We start from the raw sequence: 20454 nt of genomic DNA, 5'->3' as shown, positions 1-20454 counted from the left end.
GCGCCGGCCGCTGTTTCTTTCACTGATGTAATTTCACACCGGATCACTAAATATCGTCAACCCGAATTGGCGGCTTCTTCGCGCTTTCCGGCAAAAACGCAGCACACGATCCCCATCCGTCACATCCGTAACAACTGATCCCCTGTGGGGGTATAGGTAGGGGGTACTACATGTAGTGGTACCCCGTTTTTCTGTCAACAATTTTCAGGAAATCCCGGCGTGTCGCGCGCACAACCCCGCAAAGAAGGGATCCATGCGCTTCACATCTATGAAGATTCCGCACCATGTCGGCCGGTTCGGCTAGGCGCAGCGACTGGCCCCATAAAAGAAAGGCCGAACCGAGGCTCAATCTTCCTCAGTTCGGCCTATCCCATCTGGACCTAGTGCAGTGCCCAGACCACTGCACAAGCGTTAAGCATCGGAGCTAAAACGCACGCCGGCATCGGGGATGGAAACGCCAGGGAAGACACGCATGCCGTCGAGAAGCTCGCAGCGTGCACCGATGTGGGCGCCTTCACCAATGACGCAGTTCTCAATGACCGCGTTGGCGCCAATGTGGGCACCGGAGGCAATGATCGAGTTGTGGATGATGGCGCCTGGCTCAATGCGCACGCCGTCGAAGACAACGGTGCCCTCCAGGCGGGAGCCCGCGCCCACCTCGGAGCCACGGCCCACGGCAGTACCGGACAGCAGCAGCACGCCCCCGGCGATGCCGGCGGAGGGATCCACCAAGGATTCACCGGTCTTGCCCTCAATCAGCGGGGACGGCGCGATGCCGCGTACCAAGTCGGAGGAACCGCGGGTGAAGTCATCCGGGCGGCCCATATCGCGCCAGTAGGAGTTGTCTACGTGGCCGACGACCAGGCGGCCTTCTGCTAGGAGCCCTGGGAAGGTTTCGCGTTCCACGGAAACAACGCGGTTGGCCGGAATGGACTCGATGACCGAGCGCTTGAATACATAGCAACCGGCGTTGATCTGGTTGGTGGGCGGATCCTCGGTCTTTTCTAGGAACGCAGTAACACGGCCGTTGGAGTCGGTCGGCACGCAACCAAACGCACGCGGGTCGGCCACGTTGAGCAGGTGCATCGTGACATCGGCATCCTTGTCATGGTGCGTGGTGAGGATGCCTTCCAGATCCATGCCGGAGAGCACATCGCCATTGAAGACCATGACCGTGTCATTGCGCAGTTTGTCGTAGACGTTGCGGATGCCGCCGCCGGTGCCCAGCGCAGTCTCTTCCACTACGTACTCGATCTCCAGGCCCAGCTCGGAGCCATCACCGAAGTACTCCTCAAAGACCTCGGCCTTATAGGAGGTAGACATGACGACGTGCTCAATGCCGGCGGCCTTGATGCGGGCGAGCAGGTGCTGCAGGAACGGGTAATTTGCCGTCGGCAGCATCGGCTTCGGCGTACCGATGGTTAGAGGGCGCAGGCGGGTGCCGCGGCCGCCGACGAGAATCACTGCATCCGTGCTGGCACCGTGGGTGGTGGCTGCTTCAGTCATAGTCTTCCTTATGTATGCGGACAGTTTTATTCTGTGATTTTCTGAGGGACAGTGTAGAGCGTAGGGAGCGCAATCCAGGTCAACGGCACGCGCACTGGACGTTAAGAACGTGCCGAGGCTGAGGCAATCAGCCCGCGGACTCGCAGTCCCAGCCACAACGCGCCACGCAGCGGGGCCTGCCACCATGCGGGGTGGCGGTCTGCTTGGAAGCGATAGGCGGAGTTGTGGTGGGCGCGCAGCATCGCTCCGGCGTGCGCTTGGGTGGAATGCCCCTTAGCGTGGCTGATGACGGCCTCTGGGCAAAAGATGTTCTGGTAGCCGGCGCGCGTGAAGCGATCTCCTAGATCCACATCTTCGAGGTACATGAAATAGCGCTCATCAAACCCGCCAATGGCCTCGAAGGCCTCCCATCGCACAAGAAGGCAGGAGCCGGATAACCATCCGGCTGGGCGCTGGGCGGTCATATCGGATTCATCGCGGTAGGCGCGCGACCATGGATTGGACGGCCAGATCGAAGAAAAGAGTGCGTGCCCAATGCCGGTAGCCACGGTGGGCACGGCGCGGGCCGAGGGATAATTGCTACCATCCGGTTCCACGATGCGCGGGCCCACGGCCGCAGCATCCGGCCACTGGCGGGCGCACTCGATGAGCTGGTCAATAGATCCCGGGGTAAAGGTGACATCGGGATTAGAGATAAGGAAAAATTCCTCATCCACGCCACCGTGCTCGCGGGCGAAGCGGGCACCCGCGTTCATGCCAGCGCCGTAGCCGATATTTCCGCCGGTATCGAGAAAGTCCACCCCGGCGCGTTCGCGGGCCGCGGCCTCGGGCACGCCGTCGATGGAGCCATTATCCGCAAGCACGACCTTGGTGCCGCGGGCGCAGGCGCCCGGCAGGGAGTCCAAAAAACTACCGAGGTATTCACCGGGACTATAGGTCACGGTGATCACGGCCAGCGGGGATTGATTTGGTGTAGTCACAATGGCCCCGAGCTTAGTCACAGGCGCTCCTCGCACTGGGCAGGGACACTGCCCGAACACGCGAAATCGGACGCGGATCACTAATTTTTGCCCGTTCTGCCCTAAACTGTCTCCAGATCCCCACCAATCTAGAAAGCCTCCACTTGTGACTTCTGAGAACACTCGCCGGGCGCGCACCATCCAGCCGGCGCCCTCTGCCGCTAGTGCGGTAAAGCAAAAAGGTTCCACGGCCATTAAGGCGATCGTGGCACTCCTGTCTGCCTTGATCCTGGTCGTATCTGGCGTGGGTTATGCCACCGTGGGTCGGCTGGATAATGGCATGTCTTCGGCCACGGACTTGTCCCTGGACGGCCAAGGCTTGTCCGGTGACTCGCTCGATGGCGCGGTGGATATCTTGCTGGTGGGCAAGGATTCGCGTACCGATGCCAAGGGCGACCCCCTCTCTGAGAAGGAATTGGCGGACTTGCACGCCGGCGTGGCCGATGGTGAGGAAAATACCGACACCATGATGCTCATCCGCGTTCCGGAGGACGGTTCCCGCGCTACCGCCGTATCCATTCCGCGCGATACCTATGTCAAGGATCCGGACTACGGCAATATGAAGATGAATGCCGTCTTCGCCTCCCACAAGAACGCCAAGGTGGAAGAGCTGGAGCAGGAGAATGCCGAGGCCGAGGCCAAGGGCAAAAAGAAGCCGCACTCGGATAAGGACATCGAAAAGCAGGGCGTCGAAGCCGGGCGCGAAGGATTGCTGGCGATGGTGCGCACTCTGACTGGTGTGTCCATCGATCACTACGCCGAGGTAGGCCTGTTGGGCTTTACCCTGCTAACCGACGCCGTCGATGGCGTAGATGTCTGCCTCAACGATGACGTTGATGATGACATGTCGGGCGCTAAGTTCAGCAAGGGCAAGCAGACCCTCGACGGCGCCAAGGCGCTAGCCTTCGTGCGCCAGCGCTATAACCTCCCGCGCGGCGACCTCGACCGCATCGTGCGCCAGCAGGCCTACATGGCGTCCCTGGTCAATAAGATCCTGGACAATGACACCCTGGCTAATCCTTCCAAGCTGTCTAAGATTGCCAAGGCCGTGGAGCGCTCCGTAGTCATCGATGATGGCTGGGACATCATGGGCTTTGTCACCCAGCTCGCAGGCCTGGCCGGCGGCAATGTCACCTTCACCACTATCCCGGTGACCTCCATCGACGGCCAGGGCGATTATGGCGAATCCATCGTCACCATCGATGCCGCCGAGGTCCACCGCTTCATGGATGACCTGGCCAAGCCCCACGATGAAGCCACCGATGAGTCCAAGGCCGAAGATAAGGACAAGCAAGAAAAGGCGGACAAGGACAAGGACGTCGATCCGAATATCAATATTCACGTCCTCAACGCCGGCAATATTGATGGCTTGGCATCAGGCATCGGCTCTTGGCTGGAAGGCAAGGGCTACACGGTGGAGCGCTCCGCGAACGCACAGCCGGGCATCTACAGCGAGTCGCAGGTCGTCGCCGCCGATCCGACGAGCGAGGATGCTAAGGCCCTGGCCAAGAAGCTGGGCGGGTTGCCGGTGGCAGAGAATCCGCAGCTCGACGATGACACCCTCATCGTGGTTGCTACCGATGATTACCAGGGACCTTCCGATAAGGAAGCCAGCGACGAGCAGCCGGAAGAAGACACCTCCAGCCAGCCGGTTGGCACCCCGGGCAATGATTTCGGTACCGCCAAGGTTTCCCCGGAGATTGACGCTGGTGGCGACGGCCCGCGCTGCGTGAACTAGCACTTCTCCCCTACGATGGGCGGGTATGGAACTACTCGCCCATCTTTTGCGTGCCGACGCCGCCTCCCCGCGGCTAACCGTATATAACGAGTCCACCGGTGCGCGCATGGATTTTTCCGCGCAAACGCTCGACAATTGGGTAGCCAAGATCGCCAATATGTTGGAAGAAGAGCTCGACCTAGAGGCGGATTCCACCATCGCTATCGATCTCCCTTCCTCGTGGCAGGCGGCTGTTGTGGCCTTGGGCGCGCTCGCCGCCGGCCCTTCCTATAGCTTTGGCGAGTCTGCCGCGCTTGCCGACGTCGTCTTTACCTCCCCCTCCCGCTACGCGGCCGCCCACGAGCGCCAGCCCCAGGCCGACATCGTGCTCATTAGCGAGGACCCCTTTGGCCGCGGCGTCGTCGAGTCCGGCGGGGAGCTGCCCACCGGCGCCATCGATTTTGGACCCACCGTGCGCTTCTACGGTGATCAGTACTTCGGCGAAACCCAACCACTGCCCCAGCTTGTCGATGCCCCCGCATCTGCCGAGCGCCTGCTTTCTACCGGCTGGTCCGATAATGAGTCTTTCTCCCGCGCCGTACTCGAGCCCCTAGCCGCTGGCGGTTCCGCGGTTATCGTTGCCGGCATGTGCCCGGCCGAGCGCTTGGAGGAAATCGCCGCCAATGAGAAGGCCACCGCCCGCCTCTAATAGTTTCAGAATGCAGACTGGGCCCAGATACACTTAGCCCTCGTTATGTTTCTGGGAATCTCTGTAGACGCATGGTCCTCTATCTTCATCGGCGTCCTCATCCTCGCTGGCACCATTACTCAGGGCACCATCGGTTTTGGCTTAGGCACCATTGCCACGCCCATCATCGCGCTCATTCGTCCTGAGCTCGTGCCCACGCTCATTCTGTTGCTCGCGCTGTGCATTTCCAGCTATACGCTCGCGCGCACCTACCGCGAGACGTCCTGGCGCGTTGTGGGCATTTCCTCCCTCGCCCGCATTCCCGGTTCCCTGGTGGGCGCTTGGGCGATAGCCAGCCTCTCCCCTGATGGGCTGTCCATCTTTATCGGTTGCGCCGTACTCCTTGCTATGACGCTATCCAGCTTGGGATGGAGCCCTCGCCCCACCACCGCCAATACGCTCATCGCTGGCGTAGCCTCCGGCATCCTGGGCACCTCGACCTCCATCGGCGGCCCGCCCATGGCGCTGATCATGAAGCGTTTTGATCCCAACCGCACACGCGGCACCTTAGCGGGCACCTTTGTCCTCGGTACCTTAATTTCTCTTATAATTCTGACGTTCAATGGGCAGATCAGCGGCACCCAGGTCACCACCGCGGCGGCCTATTTCCCCCTAGTCGTCGTTGGGCTCATTGCCGCCAACTACCTCAATCGATTTATAGATAGGCAGCTCCTCAACCGCATCGTCATCATCGTTGCCTTCTGTGCGGCCCTCATGCTGATTGTCGAATCAGCCCTACTCTAGCCCCACGCGCCACCCCTCAGCAGAAGGCCCCAACAGGTTCCTGTTGCGAAACGCACCAACCTCTGTCATGTAAACGCCTATAACTTATGTCACGTAACATTCATGACAAAGCATTTTATAACCTTTCCCCACCCGCTTAAATGCAGCGTATGACGCATATTGTGACGTGTCCACAACCTTTTAACGGGACCCCAAACCCCTTCCAGGGGCCGCCAAATCACCCCCACATAGGGGCCCACTCCCTTCGTGTCGATTCTCGATTGTATAGACAATCATCCATCAATATTTTTGCACGTACTATCAGCCGCTTAGCGGGAACAAACACCAATAAACAGGTTGGTCTATATAAAAAATACCCACCCGCCGGGGTGGCAAATATATAGACATCTAAGAGATGAATTAATTCTGAGCCTGTTTTAGCGTTTTCTTAGCGCAACATTGAGAGTTGCTGGATTTCATTCATAAGTTCATTCATTTTCTACCTACCTAGGAGAAGTTCTATATGTCGATTCGTCGTCGCATGACCGGCCTGACCGCCGGCCTCATCGTCGCCGGCACCGCATTCGCGGCACCGCTGGCTGGCGCAGCTACCCAGACCGAGTCCTACCCGGAGACCCCGGCCCTGAACCCGGACCTGCCAATCATCCACACCACCCACGGTTCCGACCACATGAAGGCGAACGTCCTGAACCCTCGCCCGGTATGTAACCCGTGGGAGGACCACCGCACCGTGGTCTACAAGGTCTCCGATCGCTTCCTGCCGGCCGGCACCATCTCCACCACCAACCAGACCAAGAAGGACATCCCGCTGCAGCAGGATCTGTCCAAGTCTCAGTCCATCTCCCTTTCCGTCAACGGTGACCGCACCGAGACCACGTCCATGAACCTGGGCGGCAAGGGCTCCAAGAAGGGCGCTGAAGGCTCCTTCGGCATCTCTCACGAGATCGCCACCAAGATTGGTGCTAGCGCTTCCTACTCCCTGTCTTGGGATGCTGGCCAGTCCATCGGACCTTACGACGTTCCGCCAAACCACACCGGTGAAGCTACCTACGGCTTCCGCGTGCTGAACATGACCGGCACCCAGCAGTACTGCAAGCCAAACGGCACCTGGTCCACCCCGACCGCATGGAACGCAATGCAGCCGGTAAAGAACGAGGTTCGCGTCAAGCTGTACGATAAGCTTTCTGACTCCTACGCTCCTAACAAGGACGCTCAGAACACCACCGATGTCAACGACCCGAAGGTTGTTGAAGAGGACAAGAACCTCGAGGCTGACGCAGAGGTCGTCAAGGAGTCCGAGGGCAACGCCAAGGAAGCAACCGAGAAGGTCTCCGAGGCAGAGGGCAAGAACGAAGAGGCTGCTGACAAGAAGAAGCAGGAAGAGGTTGATGCCAAGGAGGACAAGAAGGACTCCAAGCACAAGCTCGACCTCGAGCCTTACCTGACCGTTTCCGGCGCTAAGCACGCTGGCTTCGCAGGCACCGTTGCTCTGCGCGCTAAGAACGTTGGCTCCGAGCGCTACTACGGCGAGTTCCCAGCTACCCAGTTCCGCGTTGACGTGAAGACCGCTAAGGGCCCGAAGGGCGTTGACCGCCTCATCACCCCGCGTTCCTCCAACGGCGCTCACATCCGTGACCTGGGCTTCAACGAGAAGACCTCCACCCGCTCCTTCGAGGTAACCCTGGCTAACCCGATTAACGCTGGCGAAGAGGCTCGCATCGCAAACCTGGACTTCGGCGATGGCAACACCAAGGAAGGCCGCATCATCAACAACATCGAGGTAACCCAGACCTCCCGCATCAAGGGTGATGACTCCAAGCACAACGACCAGAACGTTGACTCCCGCGAGCACACCATGAAGGACACCGGCAAGAAGGCTGAGGGCCTGTTCTAAGAACTCCCCACTTCTGTCCTAGGGACACAGTTTCCTAGCCAGTCACTTCAAAAGGCCGCTGCACCATCAAACGGTGCAGCGGCCTTCCTTCATGTTCCCCCTCCCCATACACGTCATCACTCCGCTCCAGATGCTCCCACCGAGGCCCTGGACGAGCACCCAGAAATTGCAGAGCTCTTCGCTCCCCTTTCGCAGCTGCTTACCGACGAAAAGATGCAGGCACTTAACGCCCGCGTCGACGTCGATGGCGAGGACTACACCACCGTGGCGCTCGACTTCCTGAAGGAAGAAAACCTGATCGCGGACTAGCTGCGGCACCTTAGCAAGATTCCCAAAGACCGCTGCACCACCCTTGGTGCGGCGGTCTTTTGCATTTATTTAACTTAGATCACAAATTTGCTTTCGTTCGACAAAACCTTCAGATAGATTGTTTATGTTAGCTCATTCACAAGTACTGAAGGATGAATTCTATGTCTCACACGACTGCGAATGCGCCTGCTTCACCGGCGAGTTCACCCGCTACCGGCGGCGCAGACACCCCCAACAGCAGCCAGGTGACCACCAATAAGGCCGTCAATAGCCAGTGGACAATCACGCTCTTCGGCACTGCCGTGGGCGCAGGTATCCTCTTCTTGCCGATTTCTGCCGGCAGCTTCGGCTTCATCCCGCTGCTGGTGGCTACCCTGCTCATCTTCCCGATGACCTACCTGGCCCACCGCGCGTTCTCCTGGATCATTAGCTACTCGCCGCTACACGGCGAAGATGTCCTCGCTGTACTCACCCACTTCTTCGGCCGCGGCAACGGCATCATCCTCGCCATCATCTACTGGTTCACCATCTTCCCGGTGGTACTTATCTACGGCGTATCGATTACGAATACGGTCGATAGCTTCATCGTCAACCAGCTGGGTGGCCCGGAAATCTCCCGCTACATCCTGGCGCCGCTGTGCGTGGGCCTCATGACGCTCGCACTAGCTTTTGGCAACGCCATCATGCTCAAGATTGCACAGTTCGTGGTCTACCCACTCATCGTGGCGCTCGCAGCAGTATCGCTCTACCTCATCCCGCAATGGGACTTGGGTTCCTTCATGGAAGCCGGCGATCACAGCGCCGGCGGTGTGCTCAAGGCCATCATCCTCATCCTTCCAGTCTTGGTCTTCTCCTTCTCCTTCGTTGCCGCCATCTCCCAATTCTCCCTGGGTATGGAAAAAGAATACGGCGATGACCACCACGCCCAGTCCGATAAGATCATCCGCAATGCAGCCATCCTGCTGACCATTTTCACCATGTTCTTCGTCTGGTCCTGCGCCCTGGCCATGGGCGCGGACGGCATGCAGGAGGCTAATGACAAGAACCTGCCGGTACTCTCCTACTTCGCCAACGAAACCGGCACCCCGTTTATGGCCTACATGGCGCCCATTGTCGTGATCTGTGCGGTGGCGTCCTCCTACTTCGGCCACGCCCTTGGCACCATCGAGGGCACCCAGTACCTTTTCAACCTGGCCGCGCCTAAGGCCACGAAGAAGATGTCTACGCGCACGCTCGACCTGTGGACCTACCTCTTCATCTTTGTCGCGACCTCTCTGGTGGGCATTTTCAACCCCTCCATCCTGGATATGATTTCCGTCGTGGGCGGCGTCTTCTTCGCCTTCATGACCTACCTGCTGCCCATCTGGGTCATCTACCGCGTGGAGGCACTGGCGCGCTTCCGCAGCAACAAGACCAACTATTTCGTGGCGATCATGGGGCTTATCGTACTCTTCGCCACCATCTGGGGAATGTTCCAATAATCCCACAAAAACATGGTTCAACAAGGCCTTTTCCTCTCTGGCAGGGTGGGAGACATCATGTCAGAACAGGAAAAGGATCCCGACCTAAAGATTAAGCTCGGGCAGAACAACGAAATCAAAATTAAAAACAAATACGAGACGTTTTCCATCGCCAATGACATCGCCATCTCCGTGGTCTTCATCCTTGGCTCGGTGCTAACACTTGCCGGCATGTCAATGGTCGCCACCGTCTTCTACCTTCTCGGCAGCCTGGGCATGGCAGCCCGCCCGGCCATCCGCTTGAAGCGACGTACACACCTGCAGCGCATTGGGGCAGATGCCAATACCGCCGAAAGCTACGACTACTAGGCGCAATGGGTAGACGCGGCTAACAGTAAACTTTCAGCAACTGGCAGCGACCTATCAGGCGCAATCCATCGCAGTAGCAGCCCCGTACCCCATACTTAAATCATGCGTTTGAGAGAGCGCATACGAGAGAGATAGAGAGAACCCCTCAGTTTCCAGAGGGCGGCTTTAAGCCGATACATGGAAACACCTTGTAGAGAGACGCCTGCGGCCCTCGGAACCATTTAGGTTCCGAGGGCCGCAGGCGTTTTGGACTACCGCAAGGTACTACTCGTGCAACTTATTCTTCTTTGAGGCGAAGAGAACCGCGATGCCGGTCACCAGTGCTGCGGCCACCAAGTAGAAAGCGGGGGCGAGCTGCAGACCAGTGACGTCGATAAGCCAGGTGGCAATCATCGGTGCGGTACCACCGAATACGGCGTTGGCGGTATTAAACGTCAGCGCGAAGCCAGACAGCCGCACATGCGTGGGGAATTGCTCGGAAAGGAAGGAGGGCAGGACGCCGTCGTTAAGCGCCAGCACCCCACCCAGGCAGACCTGGATGATAATGACGAGGAAGAGCCCGGCGCCATCGAGAAGCATGAAGGCCGGAATGATGGTCGCGCCCATGAAGGCGGCCGCGCACAGCATCGTCGTGCGGCGACCAAGACGATCCGAAAGCATGCCGGTGAGCAAGGCAAAGCCCACATAGAATGCGGACGCCACCGAGGACGCAATAAACGCCGGCGTCGCGGCCATGCCCAGCTCCTCCGACAGGTAAGTGGGCAGGTAGGTCAAAATGACGTAGAAGCCAATGGCGTTGAGCACCGCGCCCGCAAAGGCAATGGCCAGGGCTTTGGGGTACTTCAGAACCTCGCGCAGCGGGGACTCCTCTGGCTCGTCCTGGTCCTCAAAGTGGGAGGACTCTTCCGTGTTGCGGCGAATCCACAGGCCGTATAGACCCAAAGGCAGCGCAATCAGGAATGGCACGCGCCAGCCCCAGGAATCCAGGGCGGCATCATCAAGCACACCCGTCAGCAATGCCGCAATGAGCGAGCCCAAGAGCAAGCCCGAGGCCGTCGCGGACGGCACCACCGCCGAATAGATGCCACGCTTGCCGGCCGGGGCAATCTCAGCCAGGTGCGTGGCCGCGCCCGCATACTCACCGGCTGCGGAAAAGCCCTGCACCATGCGACACAGCAATAGCAAGATGGAGGCGGCAAAGCCGATGGTGGCATAGCCCGGCAGGAAACCAATGCACGCTGTTGCCACCGACATCATCACAATAGACACCGTCAGTGTATGGATGCGCCCGTATTTATCACCAAAGTGGCCCCACACGATGCCACCCACCGGCCGCACCAGGAACGACAGCGCGAAGAGCGCAAACGTCATAATCAGCGCGCGGCGTCCTTCCATCTCTGGAAAGAACACCCGGGAGATAATCGCGGACATGTAAATATAGGCCGCATAGTCGAACCACTCGATGAAGGTGCCAATAAACGCCGCCTTAATGGCCGAGCGATGTTGGTGCCTGGTTTCCTCCGTATCCTCGACCTGCGCCGCCGCGGCGTCACTGGCTGGGGGTTGGGCTGTGAGAGGAGACATGCTCCTCACCTCGATTCTGTAGCTCTACAAGCAGGTGAAACGGCGCAGCCTGACTGCGCACATATCTTCCACCCTACAGAAACACACTATGTTCTACGTCACTTGCGCGCTTCAATGTTGCACACCTCTACCACTGCCCCGCTTTCCGACGCCCTCCCCACCCAATTCCCAGCCACTAACAGCAACCCAACAGCCGGACCCCATGGCCGCTACAGCCCAGTGCCCCATACTGAGATTGTGCGTTTGAGAGAGCGCATATGAGAGAGATAGAGAGAACCCCTGGCAGTTTCCACAGGGCGGCAGATGCCGATACATGGAAACGACATGAGAGACGCCTGTGGCCCCCAGCTCCGAAAGGAACCGGGGCCACAGGCGTTTCCCTAGCTAAAGTCTCGGCATCATGCGGAAGAAGGCCGTTGCGGAAGCTTTTTATCAAAATCAATGAGGCGGCCCAAGGCCCAATCCTTATCAGTAAGCAGGCGAGAAAAGACCAAACCGGCACCAATAGATCCAACTACCATCATTCCGGTCGCGACATTGGCCAATGCTTGATCCATTTGACCATCATTCAAATAAAACACCGCCCGGAACATTGTCACCCCTGGGATCATAATCACCGCGGCCGGAACGGTGGTTGTGATACGAGGAAGACGCGCCCTTTTGGAAGCTACTGCCCCCAGCAACCCGATGAGCAATCCACCCACAAAGGCTGCAAAGAAAATGGTTGTTCCCGCGTGAATTAGAATCAAACGAAGCTCATTTGCCACGGTTCCAACACACGCCGCTACTAAGACCATGCGGCGGGAAGAGTTAAAAAGAAAAGCAAACCCAGCAATGCCCAGAAAACTTGCCAGCGGCGCCAACAGAAACCATTGCATATCCTGTGCAGGTGCAGGCGGGTCGGGGCTAAGTTTAGTCAGCCAGCTAACCATAGAGACCGTGAAAGCGGCCGTAAATATAACGGTAAAAGCATACCCCAGCCTGACAATACCCGCATCAAGATCAAATCGCGCTATGTCAATCAAAGCAGAGAAAAGTGGAAACCCGGGAATCAGGAATAAAACGGCCGCCACAAAACCCGAGGACAGTTCACTCGGTTCCACCGAGCCTATAGCCCCGAAAAATTCCGTCAACAAGAAGAAAACTATGCTTGCCGTCGCACCACCAGCAATCACTCCTCCAATTTGATGAACGTGACGGTGGAGAACTGTATAACGAACAAACTGGCCGGCAAACGCCGCCAAAGCAACCAACCCCACTGCTTCCAGCGGGAAAAAATTAAGATACGCAAACGCCGCACATGCGATCGCGGCAGCGAAAGAAAGAGTTAGACCGCCCCAGCGCTTTTTGACATTATGCTCAATAGTATCCAGCATCGCCGCTAATTCCTGAGCGGTGATCCCTGCGTAGAGGCGATTGTGGGTTAAATCTTCCAAAGCTTCAATCCGAGAGGCATCAACTGCAGGCGAATGTTGCCGAGCAATGACCGTCCGGAAGTATTCGCCGCGGTGAAACGTACAGGTAATCTGCGTCAGACCCACTGTGGCATCTAGATGGTCAAACCCCAATGCTCGCGCACTCCGTTTCATCCCTCTAAGTACGCGATAACCAGAGGTGCCGGCACCCATTAGGAGCATTCCCACCCGCAATACAACGTCCGCCTCGACGCCCATTTGCCGATGCATCTCTGGATCAAATTGTTGTGCCATATCTCCTCCTCTGACATTGCTCTTGGCGCACAATTAAAGACTTATCGACCCCAACCCGATAGCGCGCTTGTAGCATTCCTAGAATCTTACGCAAAAGAAGCCTCTTGTGAATCATGTTCAGCAATCCAAAAGCCTCCACCTTTATACCCGTAAGCTGATTGAGCCATTTTTACCCTCCGCCAAATGATTGCCACAATATTCACAGACAAATACCAGACCTATGGCAGCCTAGCGCGTTATCTTTAATTTACGTGTTCGAGAGAACGCAAGAGAGATAGAGAGAACCAGTTCCAGCGCCCTGTGGCCCCAAGCGAGGCCCGGGCGTTGGAGTTGTTTTAGGGGTCTGCAGGTTGGGGCGTGGAGGAAGGAGAAGACGTCGGAAAGCGGTGCATGCCTCAGATTCGCGGTTATTGATCCTGCGGACTACTCCCCCGCCACCTCATACAGCGCGCATGCCAAAAGGAATGGCCGCACGCACCATGGGACCGTGCGGCCGAATGCTGCGTATCGGTTAGCTGTTTCCTAGGTAGCTCATCGCAGCAGCGATAAGGGCTTCTGTGCCGGTACGCAGGGTGGGCTGAAGCAGCGGGGCGAAGTGTGGGCTGTGGTTGGGGACGTCTTTTTCTTCTTCGCGGCCGGAAAATACCCAGAAACAGTAGGGAACGCCGAAGGCGCGGGCGATGGTGGAAAAGTCTTCAGAGGCCGTGAGGGGCTCAGCGTCGAGAACACGGTCGGGGCCGAAGTGGGACGTGAAGGCTTCCTTAAGGCGTGCCGTGATGGCCGCATCGTTGCTGGTAAGCGGATAGGAATCGTGGTAGGTGAACTCAGCGGGGTGCGGACTGCCGGCGGCCTGACACTCGGCAGTGACGATGCGCTCGATGGCGCCGGTGATTTTATCGCGCACCTGCTCGCTATAGGCGCGCACATTGATCTTCAGGTTGGCTTCGAAGGGGATAATATTGGCCTTCGAGCCGGCGTTGATAGCGCCGACGGTCAGCACGCCGAACTCGGAGGGGTTGAGTTCGCGGGAGATGACCGTCTGTAAGCGCATGACAATCGAGCTGGCCAGTACAACGGGATCGACGCTGAGGTGCGGCATGGAGCCGTGCGAACCCTGACCATAAACCTTGACGTCCATGCTGACCGCGGTGGACATGAATGGGCCGGAGGCCAGCGCCACGGTGCCGGCGGGAAAGTTGCTGGCAAAGACGTGCTGGCCAAGTACTACGTCGGGCGTGGCGACCTTGTCCACAAGTCCGTCATCCACCACGGACTGGGCACCGGCGGCAATCTCCTCGCCCGGTTGGAAAATGAGCTGTAGGGTGCCGGACCACTGGTCGGTGGCCTGCGCCATGAGCGCGCCCATGCCCAGCAGGCTGGCGACATGGGAATCGTGACCGCAGGCGTGCATGACGGGGACCGTGTTTCCTTCCTGGTCAACGGCGGTATCGGTGGAGGCATAATCCAGGCCGGTGGCCTCCTTAACTGGTAGGCCATCGAAATCCGCGCGCAGCATGACGGTTGGCCCGGCACCGTTTTCTAAAACACCGACCACCCCGCCGCCTACTTCAATGTGGTGGAAGCCGAGATCGGCAAGCTTGTCCTTGATGATGCCCAGCGTGCGCTCTTCCTGCATGGATAGCTCCGGGTGCTGGTGCAGATCCTTATACAGCGGCTCCTGCCAGGCTTTGACGGAGTCATAGTTGCTGCAAACGGTACGGACAGACATGCTTCCTCCTAGTGGGGTCGCGGTGGATTGTAGGGGCCAGTGTAGTGGGGTGGGAGGAAGGTGGGCGTCGGCAAGCGGGGCTTCTTTGTAATGCCGGACAAAGTTAGGCGGTGGAGCGACCAGCGCCATAGGGGGCTGCGCTGCGGCTTTATAGAATCTTTGATGACGCGTCTACCTTTAACTCATTGGCCTTTTATTATTCATCAATTGTTTGTTTTCTGTGTAGCTGGGCGTCACCTGCCCGCCCTAGATTGACCGAGTGACTTTTCAGGAAGACTCTTCCGGTGCCGGTGGCGCCGGCACTACAACCGCATCTCCCGCACGCGCGGAAAGCCCCGGTGATTCCGCGGCGCTTGTCCGCAAGGCCAAGCGCAACCGCCATAAAGAATGGTTGCTGGCCGCGGCGCTCTTAGCGCCGAACCTTATCTTGCTGGCCGTCTTTACCTACCGGCCGCTGCTGGACAATATCCGCCTTTCCTTTTTCAATTGGAATATCTCCAGCCCCAACTCCACCTTCGTGGGCATGGATAACTATGTGGAGTGGTTTAGCCGCGATGACACGAAGACCATCGTGCTCAACACCCTGGTCTTTACCTTCTTTGCGGTGATTGGCTCCATGGTTATCGGCCTAGCGCTGGCCTTGCTGCTGAACCAAAACATTAAGGGCCGCAACTTTGCGCGCTCGGTGGTCTTTGCCCCCTATGCCATCTCCGGCGCGGCCATTGGCATTGCCTTCCAATTCGTCTTCGACCCTAACTTTGGCCTTATCCAGGAAATCCTGGGCTGGTTCGGCGTGGACTCCCCCAACTTCTACGCCGTACCGGGCTGGGCCATGTTCATGGTGACCTTCACCTTTGTGTGGAAAAACCTGGGTTATACCTTCGTCATCTACTTGGCGGCGCTGCAGGGCCTGGACAAGGAATTGGATGAAGCTGCCGCTATCGACGGCACCGGCCGCTGGCGCAAATTCTGGCGCGTGACCATGCCGCAGCTGCGCAATACCACCTTCTTCCTGTCCATTACGGTGCTGCTTAATTCCGTGCAGGTCTTCGACATCATCAACGTCATGACCCGCGGCGGCCCGCAGGGCAATGGCACGCAGACGCTGGTCTTTCAGATCTACAACGAGACCTTCGTCAACTTCCGCGCCGGCTACGGTGCGACTGCCGCCACCATCTTGTTCCTCATCCTGCTCATCATCACCCTGATCCAGGTCCGCATCATGGATAAGCGAGGTTAACCCAACATGGCTACTTCTACCCTTCACATGGTCACGGATGAATCTCCCACCGCCCGCCGCGCGAAGCTCATCGGCGGCTACCTGGGCATCCTAGCGGTCCTGCTGCTCATTGGCCTGCCGCTGTTTTGGATCCTGATGACCTCGTTTAAGGCCAAGGGCGATATTTATACCGACCCGGTCAATTGGCTTCCGCCGGTGTGGGAGACCGAGAACTACTCCGATGCCACCACCCGTGTGCCGTTCTGGACCTACCTGCGCAACTCGGTGTTCATTACCGCGGTGCTGTCCATCATCAAGATTGTGCTGGGTGTCATCTCCGCCTATGCGCTGGCTATCCTGCGCTTCCCGGGTCGCCACCTGGTATTCCTGCTGGTCATTTCCTCGCTCATGGTGCCGAGTGAAATCACCGTCATTTCCAACTACGCCCTGGTCAATTCCTTGGGCTGGCGCAATACCTTCGTGGGCATCATCGTGCCGCTAGCCGGCGTGGCCTTCGGTACCTTCTTGATGCGCAACCACTTCCTGTCCCTGCCCTATGAGCTGGTGGAAGCCGCCCGCATGGACGGCGCCGGCCCCATCCGCTTGCTGACCAAGGTGCTGTTACCGGTTTCGTGGCCCACGCTGACTGCATTTTCCGTCATCACCATGGTCAATGAATGGAATACCTACCTGTGGCCCTTCCTCATGGCGGATACGGAGGACGTCGCCCCGCTGCAGGTGGGCCTGACCATGCTGCAAAACAACGATGGCGTGACCAACTGGGGTCCGGTAATGGCCGCCACCATCCTCACCATCATCCCGATGGTCATCATCTTCCTAGCCTTGCAAAAGTACATGATTCAAGGCCTCACCACTGGCGCCGTGAAGGGTTAGAAGGCTTCTTCCCCACCCACGCTCGCCGTTTCCGCTTGCTTTATTTTCCACCCCTTAACCACGCTTTTTAAGGAGAACTACATGCTACGCCGCAAATTCCTCGCCCTGGCCTCCACGGCCGCTTCTGCTACCGCACTTGCCGCTTGTGCCGGCACCTCGTCCACCAACCCGCAGGGTGGCAACGACAAGGGCGGCGACGGTGAAGTCACCGAGCTGACCTGGTGGTCCAACCACCCGGGCACCTCCAAGGACATTGAAAAGGAGATCATCTCCCGCTTTGAAAAGGAGAACCCGGACATCAAGGTCAACCTCGTTGATGCTGGCAAGAACTACGAAGAAGCAGCACAGAAGTTCAACGCTGCGCTCACCGGCCAGGACCTGCCGGACATCGTGGTGCTGTCTGACGTCTGGTGGTACAACTTCGCCATCAACGGCCAGATTGCCAACGTGGACGACCTTGCCAAGGAAGCAGACATCGACCTGTCCACCTACGTGCAGCCGCTCTACGAGGACTACAACTACGACGGCGGCCACTTTGCCCTCCCCTTCGCTCGTTCTACGCCGCTGTTCTTCTACAACAAGGACGCGTGGAAGAAGGCTGGGCTGCCGGACCGCGGTCCCAAGTCCTGGGATGAGATGGATGAGTGGTCCAAGAAGCTGGCTGAGGCCGATTCCAAGATGAAGCCCTTTGGCTGGGGCGATGCCGTGGATTACCTGGGTTGGATCTTCCAGGGCCCACTGTGGTCCAAGGGCGGCGCTTACTCCGATGACTGGGATCTGAAGTTCACCGATGACAAGACCATCAAGGCCGTCGAGTGGCTCAAGGACATCACCGATGAGAAGAAGGGCTACTCCTACGTGGGCAATGACATGGCCATGGAGTTCGGCACCGGCCGCGCCGCCGCCACCGTCCTGTCCACCGGTGACCTGGCGGGTCTGACCGATACCGCCAAGTTCGAGCTCGGCACCGCCTTCTTGCCTAACCCGACTGGCGACGGCGCCTGCCCCACCGGTGGTGCCGGCCTTGCCATCCCGGCTGGCATCAGCAAGAACCGCCAGCTGGCTGCTATCAAGCTCATTGACTTCATCACCAATGAGGAAAACACCTGCTACTGGTCCCAGAACGTGGGCTACATGCCGGTGCGCTCCACCGCGGTAGACAACGAGGACCAGAAGAAGTTCATGGAAGAAAACCCGAACTTCGAAACGGCTATCAAGCAGCTGCCAGAAACTCGCCCGCAGGACAATGCCCGCGTATTCCTGCCCGGCGCGGACCAGGAAATCGGCGGCGCCTTCGAAAAGATCGTCACCAACCGCGATGACGTCACCAAGGTGCTGACCGATCTACAAAAGACCCTGCAGTCCATCTACGACAACCAGGTTAAGACCGTCATCAATAAGTAGGCTCTCGCAGCCACTCCCCTTCCCCACTAGTTTCTGAAAGGTAACCATGGCTACTGTCACCTTCGATGGCGCAAGCCGCATCTACTCTAAGGACGCGGAACGCCCCGCCGTTGACCGCCTCAACCTGGATATTGCCGATGGCGAATTCTTGGTCCTCGTTGGCCCATCCGGGTGCGGCAAGTCCACCAGCCTGCGCATGCTGGCAGGTCTCGAGCCCACCGACCGCGGCTCCATCCGCATCGGCGGCAGGGACGTCACCGGGGTTAGCCCATCGGACCGCGACGTGGCCATGGTCTTTCAGAACTATGCCCTCTACCCCAATATGTCCGTGGCGCAGAATATGTCCTTCGCGCTAGAAAACCGCAAGGTTCCGAAGAACGAGATTAAGTCCCGCGTGCACGAGGCCGCGAAGATCCTGCAGATGGAAGACCTGTTGGACCGCAAGCCGGCTAATCTTTCCGGTGGCCAGCGCCAGCGCGTGGCCATGGGACGCGCCATCGTCCGCGAACCGGCCGTATTCTGCATGGACGAGCCGCTGTCCAACCTGGATGCTAAGCTGCGCGTTTCCACCCGCGCGCAGATTTCTAACCTGCAGCGCCGCCTTGGTACCACCACCGTATATGTCACCCACGACCAAACCGAGGCGATGACCATGGGTGACCGCGTCGCCGTCCTCAATGCCGGCGTCTTACAGCAGGTGGATACCACCCGCACCATTTATGACCGCCCGCAGAACGTCTTCGTCGCCGGTTTCATCGGATCCCCGGCGATGAATATCTACGACCTCACCCATAACTCTTCCGAGCTCACCATCGGCTCTACCCGCATCAATCTGGCCAACTACAATTTTGAGGGCGTGGAGACCGTTACCGTGGGCGTCCGGCCCGAGGACTGGCAGCTCAGCGATACCGGCAACGGCGGGGCAAAGTTCACCGTCGCGCACGTCGAGGAGCTGGGCAACCAGACCTATGTCTATGGCGAGCTTAACGACGCCGCCGGCAACAGCTCCGCCGACGGCGTCCTCAAGTCCTCGACCCGGATGGGCGGCCAGACCGGCATCCTGGTCGATGCCCGCGGCCGCTATGCAGTGGGCGATACTTTCTACGTTTCCCCCGACCCAGACCGCGTGCATTTGTTTAGCACCACCACTGGGGAGCGATTGAACTAGAAGGCTGCAAAGAGGCAGTAAGCTCCCCAGTTTCTTATTTTTCCCTTTGCAGACAATAAGAAACTGATATATGCTCGCACGCATAAGAGACCCGCACAATGCCGTTTACCACGGATATTGCTGGAAAATACACACTCTGTGAACCTTAAAATCAACCGAAAGGTAACTCACTGCCTATGCCTTCTTTCAAGAAGCTTTCTGCCGCCACCCTGGCCGCTTCCGCCATCCTCGGCACCGTCGCCGCACCGGCCGCTAGCGCCAAGAGCGATCCGGTTCGCTCCCTCATCTCCCCGGGCACCTGCAAGACCATCACCAAGCTGGCCAACGATGGCAAGCCGGTCCCGGATCCATCCATCCTCCACGACGAGGACTCTGTAAAGCCGTACTTCCAGGACGGCGTGCTGGAGTACAAGGTGGTCGACGGCTTCCCGTACCGCAAGCAGCTGGATGCCGCGGTTGCCGAGTGGAACAAGGCCCTCAAGGGCAAGGCCTCCCTGAAGGAAGTTAAGCCTTCTGAGGCTGACGATGACACCGTCGCCATCATCTTCAAGCCTGACCCAAATGGCTACGTCCAGGGCGCCGCCTACCCGGATCACAAGATGGTCTTCATCAAGATTCCTAATGCCCAGTACCCAGAGGCAGTCCAGGGCACCATCGCCCACGAGCTGGGCCACATGATGGGCGCGGGCCACTCCTGCGCCGGCGCGCTCATGGCCGGCGCTAACCAGAACCCCATCTCCTACCACGTGACCCCGCTGGATGCGGCGGCTGTCATCCAAGGCCAGTTCGACTAAACTGCCTGCACCCTCCCCTAGGTTCCTGCACCGGCGCCTAGGGGATTTTTATATACCCAGCCCCATCTTGAGTTCAGAGGGTCGTTGCAACACTTTCCCTTAGGAGGGTGTTGTTGTGTCTGGGGTTGTTGGCCCGTTTCATTCGTTGTCTGAATCGGATCGTCGTGGCTTAGTTGCCTTGGTTGGC

The 20454-nt window shown here is 58.5% G+C and carries 17 protein-coding genes; 12 read left to right on the top strand and 5 right to left on the bottom strand.

All coding sequences use genetic code 11. The features are described 5' to 3' along the window. Positions 1 to 411: 411 nt before the first annotated feature. Both manB and RAE09_RS09910 read right to left on the bottom strand, forming a co-directional pair. Positions 412 to 1506, bottom strand: a complete 1095-nt coding sequence (gene manB / locus RAE09_RS09915) for a mannose-1-phosphate guanylyltransferase (protein WP_250412656.1) — start codon at positions 1504 to 1506, stop codon at positions 412 to 414. A gap of 101 nt (positions 1507 to 1607) precedes the next feature. Then, positions 1608 to 2507 (bottom strand): glycosyltransferase family 2 protein, encoded by a 900-nt coding sequence (locus RAE09_RS09910; protein ID WP_316981595.1) that lies wholly within the window; start codon positions 2505 to 2507, stop codon positions 1608 to 1610. 124 nt (positions 2508 to 2631) lie between these two features. Between RAE09_RS09910 and RAE09_RS09905 the strand changes: the two genes are divergently transcribed. From RAE09_RS09905 to RAE09_RS09875, 7 genes are all read left to right on the top strand, one after another. Next, positions 2632 to 4263 carry an LCP family protein gene (locus RAE09_RS09905; RefSeq protein ID WP_316981594.1) on the top strand — a complete coding sequence of 544 codons (1632 nt, stop codon included), beginning with the start codon at positions 2632 to 2634 and terminating at the stop codon, positions 4261 to 4263. Between the two features lie 25 nt (positions 4264 to 4288). Continuing rightward, positions 4289 to 4951 carry a TIGR03089 family protein gene (locus RAE09_RS09900; protein WP_316981593.1) on the top strand — a complete coding sequence of 221 codons (663 nt, stop codon included), beginning with the start codon at positions 4289 to 4291 and terminating at the stop codon, positions 4949 to 4951. A gap of 45 nt (positions 4952 to 4996) precedes the next feature. Next, on the top strand, positions 4997 to 5734 hold the full coding sequence (locus RAE09_RS09895; protein WP_150850642.1) for a sulfite exporter TauE/SafE family protein: 738 nt from the start codon (positions 4997 to 4999) through the stop codon (positions 5732 to 5734). Between the two features lie 502 nt (positions 5735 to 6236). Beyond that, a complete protein-coding gene (locus RAE09_RS09890; protein WP_040424833.1) occupies positions 6237 to 7628 on the top strand; it encodes a hypothetical protein in 1392 nt (463 codons plus the stop codon). Positions 7629 to 7775: 147 nt separating this feature from the next. Further along, a complete protein-coding gene (locus tag RAE09_RS09885) occupies positions 7776 to 7937 on the top strand; it encodes a glycine betaine ABC transporter substrate-binding protein (protein WP_083798048.1) in 162 nt (53 codons plus the stop codon). A gap of 161 nt (positions 7938 to 8098) precedes the next feature. Next, entirely contained in the window at positions 8099 to 9418 is a 1320-nt protein-coding gene (locus RAE09_RS09880) for an amino acid permease (RefSeq protein WP_200436107.1), read from the top strand. 57 nt (positions 9419 to 9475) lie between these two features. Then, on the top strand, positions 9476 to 9766 hold the full coding sequence (locus RAE09_RS09875) for a YrhK family protein (RefSeq protein ID WP_234447434.1): 291 nt from the start codon (positions 9476 to 9478) through the stop codon (positions 9764 to 9766). Between the two features lie 264 nt (positions 9767 to 10030). Here the strand turns inward: RAE09_RS09875 and RAE09_RS09870 are convergent, their stop codons facing one another. The 3 genes from RAE09_RS09870 to RAE09_RS09860 form a co-directional block, all read right to left on the bottom strand. Then, positions 10031 to 11350, bottom strand: coding sequence for an MFS transporter (locus RAE09_RS09870; RefSeq protein WP_316981592.1), 1320 nt, complete (start codon positions 11348 to 11350; stop codon positions 10031 to 10033). A 398-nt stretch (positions 11351 to 11748) separates the two neighbouring features. Continuing rightward, the gene (locus RAE09_RS09865; RefSeq protein ID WP_302259336.1) at positions 11749 to 13059 is read right to left on the bottom strand and encodes a threonine/serine exporter family protein; all 1311 of its coding nucleotides are present in this window, start codon (positions 13057 to 13059) and stop codon (positions 11749 to 11751) included. A 511-nt stretch (positions 13060 to 13570) separates the two neighbouring features. Continuing rightward, positions 13571 to 14788, bottom strand: coding sequence for an amidohydrolase (locus RAE09_RS09860; RefSeq protein ID WP_316981591.1), 1218 nt, complete (start codon positions 14786 to 14788; stop codon positions 13571 to 13573). Positions 14789 to 15047: 259 nt separating this feature from the next. Here RAE09_RS09860 and RAE09_RS09855 point away from each other — a divergent pair, with 259 nt between their 5' ends. From RAE09_RS09855 to RAE09_RS09835, 5 genes are all read left to right on the top strand, one after another. After that, positions 15048 to 16028, top strand: coding sequence for a carbohydrate ABC transporter permease (locus RAE09_RS09855; protein WP_316981590.1), 981 nt, complete (start codon positions 15048 to 15050; stop codon positions 16026 to 16028). Positions 16029 to 16055: 27 nt separating this feature from the next. Beyond that, positions 16056 to 16901, top strand: a complete 846-nt coding sequence (locus RAE09_RS09850; RefSeq protein WP_050776571.1) for a carbohydrate ABC transporter permease — start codon at positions 16056 to 16058, stop codon at positions 16899 to 16901. 81 nt (positions 16902 to 16982) lie between these two features. Beyond that, the gene (locus RAE09_RS09845) at positions 16983 to 18305 is read left to right on the top strand and encodes an ABC transporter substrate-binding protein (protein WP_005322457.1); all 1323 of its coding nucleotides are present in this window, start codon (positions 16983 to 16985) and stop codon (positions 18303 to 18305) included. Positions 18306 to 18351: 46 nt separating this feature from the next. Continuing rightward, complete coding sequence (locus RAE09_RS09840; RefSeq protein ID WP_005322458.1) at positions 18352 to 19473, top strand: ABC transporter ATP-binding protein; 1122 nt, start codon at positions 18352 to 18354, stop codon at positions 19471 to 19473. A gap of 176 nt (positions 19474 to 19649) precedes the next feature. After that, positions 19650 to 20267 carry a zinc metalloprotease gene (locus RAE09_RS09835; RefSeq protein ID WP_316981589.1) on the top strand — a complete coding sequence of 206 codons (618 nt, stop codon included), beginning with the start codon at positions 19650 to 19652 and terminating at the stop codon, positions 20265 to 20267. Positions 20268 to 20454: the final 187 nt, after the last annotated feature.

This window comes from Corynebacterium tuberculostearicum (genome assembly GCF_032821615.1).
GTDB lineage: Bacteria > Actinomycetota > Actinomycetes > Mycobacteriales > Mycobacteriaceae > Corynebacterium > Corynebacterium tuberculostearicum_H.
This window is presented reverse-complemented; position numbering and strand designations above follow the sequence as displayed.

Coding starts and splice junctions, on each gene's coding strand:
- manB (WP_250412656.1), bottom strand. CDS start 1,506: ATGACTGAAGCAGCCACCACCCACGGTGCCAGCACGGATGCAGTGATT.
- RAE09_RS09900 (WP_316981593.1), top strand. CDS start 4,289: ATGGAACTACTCGCCCATCTTTTGCGTGCCGACGCCGCCTCCCCGCGG.
- RAE09_RS09895 (WP_150850642.1), top strand. CDS start 4,997: ATGTTTCTGGGAATCTCTGTAGACGCATGGTCCTCTATCTTCATCGGC.
- RAE09_RS09890 (WP_040424833.1), top strand. CDS start 6,237: ATGTCGATTCGTCGTCGCATGACCGGCCTGACCGCCGGCCTCATCGTC.
- RAE09_RS09880 (WP_200436107.1), top strand. CDS start 8,099: ATGTCTCACACGACTGCGAATGCGCCTGCTTCACCGGCGAGTTCACCC.
- RAE09_RS09875 (WP_234447434.1), top strand. CDS start 9,476: ATGTCAGAACAGGAAAAGGATCCCGACCTAAAGATTAAGCTCGGGCAG.
- RAE09_RS09870 (WP_316981592.1), bottom strand. CDS start 11,350: ATGTCTCCTCTCACAGCCCAACCCCCAGCCAGTGACGCCGCGGCGGCG.
- RAE09_RS09865 (WP_302259336.1), bottom strand. CDS start 13,059: ATGGCACAACAATTTGATCCAGAGATGCATCGGCAAATGGGCGTCGAG.
- RAE09_RS09860 (WP_316981591.1), bottom strand. CDS start 14,788: ATGTCTGTCCGTACCGTTTGCAGCAACTATGACTCCGTCAAAGCCTGG.
- RAE09_RS09850 (WP_050776571.1), top strand. CDS start 16,056: ATGGTCACGGATGAATCTCCCACCGCCCGCCGCGCGAAGCTCATCGGC.
- RAE09_RS09845 (WP_005322457.1), top strand. CDS start 16,983: ATGCTACGCCGCAAATTCCTCGCCCTGGCCTCCACGGCCGCTTCTGCT.
- RAE09_RS09840 (WP_005322458.1), top strand. CDS start 18,352: ATGGCTACTGTCACCTTCGATGGCGCAAGCCGCATCTACTCTAAGGAC.
- RAE09_RS09835 (WP_316981589.1), top strand. CDS start 19,650: ATGCCTTCTTTCAAGAAGCTTTCTGCCGCCACCCTGGCCGCTTCCGCC.